This is a genomic window from Sphingomonas bacterium (genome assembly GCF_903643035.1).
In the GTDB taxonomy this organism is placed as follows: Bacteria; Pseudomonadota; Alphaproteobacteria; order Sphingomonadales; family Sphingomonadaceae; genus Sphingomonas.
On the sequence record NZ_CAHJWW010000313.1, the window covers coordinates 1 to 3000 of the forward strand.

General features: G+C 67.3%; 3 protein-coding genes. 2 read left to right on the forward strand and 1 reads right to left on the reverse strand.

The annotated features are described in order from the left end of the window. The first annotated feature begins 155 nt into the window (after positions 1-155). Complete coding sequence (uvsE, locus tag HUV01_RS14435; protein ID WP_174298901.1) at positions 156-1319, forward strand: UV DNA damage repair endonuclease UvsE; 1164 nt, start codon at positions 156-158, stop codon at positions 1317-1319. Positions 1320-1525: 206 nt separating this feature from the next. Here uvsE and HUV01_RS14440 read toward each other — a convergent pair whose 3' ends face one another. After that, a complete protein-coding gene (locus HUV01_RS14440; protein WP_174298902.1) occupies positions 1526-2224 on the reverse strand; it encodes a TetR/AcrR family transcriptional regulator in 699 nt (232 codons plus the stop codon). 222 nt (positions 2225-2446) lie between these two features. On the opposite strand from HUV01_RS14440, the gene HUV01_RS14445 reads away from it, so the two are divergent. Further along, positions 2447-3000, forward strand: a 554-nt coding sequence (locus HUV01_RS14445) for a TonB-dependent receptor plug domain-containing protein (RefSeq protein WP_254606698.1), incomplete at its 3' end; no start/stop codon positions are given.

The window sequence follows — 3000 nt, forward strand, 5'->3', positions numbered from 1 at the left end:
GCCGACGGGCGCTATGGCAACGGCCACGCGCAGGCGACCGGCGGCGCGCTGCCGCTCGCCGGCTGGAACGAGTTCGTCGCGGGCCTCGGCCTGCCCCACGCCCAGACACAGGCACAGGCACAGGCAAAGACAGAGACAGAGACAGAGACAGAAGCATGACCAGCACCGATCGTCCCCTGCGCCTTGGCTTCCCGGTGAAGGTGATGGGCAGGCCCGACCTGAAGTCGCAGGACACGCGGCGCTGGCAGAAGGAGCCGCACCTGAAATGCTCGCTCGAGCTGCTCGACAAGGTGCTCGACTATCTCAAGCGCGAGAAGCTCGACATGTACCGGCTGTCGTCGGACATCGCTCCCTATGCCACGCATCCCGACATGCCGCAGTTCCACTCGATGGTGGCGGACAGCGATGTCGAGCTGCGCGCGTTCGGGGCAAAGGCGCGGGAGTACGACGTCCGGCTATCGTTCCATCCGTCGCAATACGTGCTGCTCAACGCGCCCGACCCGGAACTGACGCGCAAGAGCATCTGGGACCTCGCCAGCCAGGCCGAGATGCTCGACCGCATGGAGCTGGACGACGAGGCGGTGATGATAACCCATGTCGGCGGCGTGTACGACGATCGCGAGGCGAGCCGCGCGCGCTGGATCGAGGGGTGGAACCAATGCCCCGAGCATGTCCGCCGCCGGCTGGTGCTGGAGAACGACGACATCCGCTTCTCCGCGGCGGACGTGCTGTGGATCCACGAGCGCACGGGCGTGCGCTGCGTGTTCGACTACCAGCACATGTGGTGCCTCAACCCCGAACGACTCGACATGCGCGATACATTGGAGCGGTTCCTCACGACATGGCCCGCAGGCGTCCGCCCGAAGATCCACTTCTCGTCCCCGCGCACCGAGCTGCGCGAGATCAAGCAGAAGATCACGCCCAAGGCGCGTGCGGCTGCCAAGGCGGGAACGGCGAAAGCGAGGAAGGGCGAACTGCTCAAGGCGCCGGTCAAGGCGACGGCGCGCGTGAAGACGGTGCTTCGCCCGCCGATCTGGACCGGCCATGCCGACTTCACCAACCCATTCGAGTTCGCGACGTTCATGCGGATGGCCGACGGGCTGGTGTTCGACGTGATGATGGAAGGCAAGTCCAAGGACCTGAGCCTTCTACGCCTCAGGCCCGACCTCCTGCGCTTCGCCCCGGACGTCGCCGCCCGCTTCGGCATCACCGACCAGGACGCGTCCGCGCTCGCCGCCGACGAGGCCCGGCTCGAACGCGGCGTAGACGCAGAGGACGAGGCAGACGTCGATGAAGGTCAGCTCGCAGCGGCACAGTAGATCGACCGACCGCGACCGCGGCTCGAGTCGGGCATTGCCTTGGCCGTCACGCGGGGAACGTCAACGATATGGCCAGAGCGGGTTGCGCGCATCGCCGAGGCGATCGGGATTTTCGATGTCGAGACCCGTACGCGTCGGGCGCCATCGCAGCCGATCGATTGACTGCCCGGGGTCGGAGAGAACAGGTCATGTGCGCCGACGCCTGTTCAGCGTCGATCGACCTCGCGCCTCAACGCGTCCATCGGCAGTTCCGACAACCTCACGGCTTCCGCCTCTGCGACCCCGAACATGCGCAACGCGAACAGCGACGCGCGATGCGCCTCGCCGGAGGTCAGGCGGCCGCTCAGGCGCGCCTTGACGAACGCCTGGATCAACGCGCCGATAGCGGTGATCCCGGCTTCGATATCGTCGATCTTCAGCTGGCCGCTGGCGACGCCGTCGCGAAGACCGGTGCGAGCGTGGCCGCGCAGCAGGTCGGCCAGTACTGGCATGGCCGGCTCCAGCTGCGTCATGAACGCCGCCCACAAGGCGTCCTGCTCCGCCTCCTCGATGAACCGGCGGAACGCGAAACAGGCGGCCGCGGCGGCGTTGGCGGTACGCGTCGCGGCCGTCTCCAGCGACAGGCCGAGCCGGTCGGCGCGATCCATGAACACCGCCTTGGCGAGGTCCTCTTTCGACGAGAAATGCTTGTAGAACGAGCCGACGCCGACGCCGGCTTCCCCGATGATCTCGGCGAGTGTGCTCGCGTCGAGGCCCTTGCGACCCATGACACGATAGGCTGCGTCGAGCAGCTTGGCCCGGGCCGTGACCGGGCGTCCGACCCGGGGCCGATCCGCCTCGCGCGGCCGGGGCACCTGGGGTTCCGGCCAGGCGGCGGCCGTCCGCGTTGCACCTGCTTCGGTCATGAGGTCCGGCCGTCGTCTCGCATGGTGTCTTGTGAAGGACGCTGGCATCAAATGGCAAGTCCGCACACGCGTCGCGGCGAAGCTACCTTGACAGCCGCTGACCGAAGTCGCTAGTTTCCGAATATATAGTCAGAAAATATCGCGGCGACCGATCGCGAAGGAACGTGGAGGGAGAGAATAATGCGTTGGAAGCTTCTCGGCTCAGCCGGAATGGTTTTGGTCATGCCGGTCGCAGCGTATGGACAGGCGGCCCCCGCTTCCTCCACGCCCGCGACCGATCCCACGGCTCAGGCGACGCCGCTCTCGCAGCAGTCGGCCGGCTCCGCCGACGCGGCGTCCGCCAATGCGACGCCCGGTCAAGAAGGGTTGGCCGACATCATCGTGACGGCGCAGCGCCGGTCCGAAAGCCTGCAACGCGCGGCAGTCGCGGTCAGCGTCGTCCAGGGTGCCGACCTCGTCGCCGCCGGCATCACCCAGCCCGGCCGGCTCGGCGAACTCGCGCCCGCCCTGACAATCGAGCCGTCGAGCACCGGCAACCTCATCTTCCTGCGCGGCGTCGGCAACTTCACGCTGACGCCCAATAGCGATCCGGCGATCGCGTTCAACTATGACGGCGTCTATATCGGTCGGCCAACCTCGACCAACGGCCTGTTCTTCGACCTCGACCGGATCGAGGTGCTGAAGGGGCCGCAGGGCACGCTCTACGGCCGCAACGCGACCGGCGGCGCGATCAACCTGATCCCGGCCCAGCCCAAGCCCGGCGAGTTCTCCGGCTA

Bases quoted from the DNA above. Each gene is read 5' to 3' on its own strand.
- uvsE (WP_174298901.1), top strand. From the start codon at position 156: ATGACCAGCACCGATCGTCCCCTGCGCCTTGGCTTCCCGGTGAAGGTG.
- HUV01_RS14440 (WP_174298902.1), bottom strand. From the start codon at position 2,224: ATGACCGAAGCAGGTGCAACGCGGACGGCCGCCGCCTGGCCGGAACCC.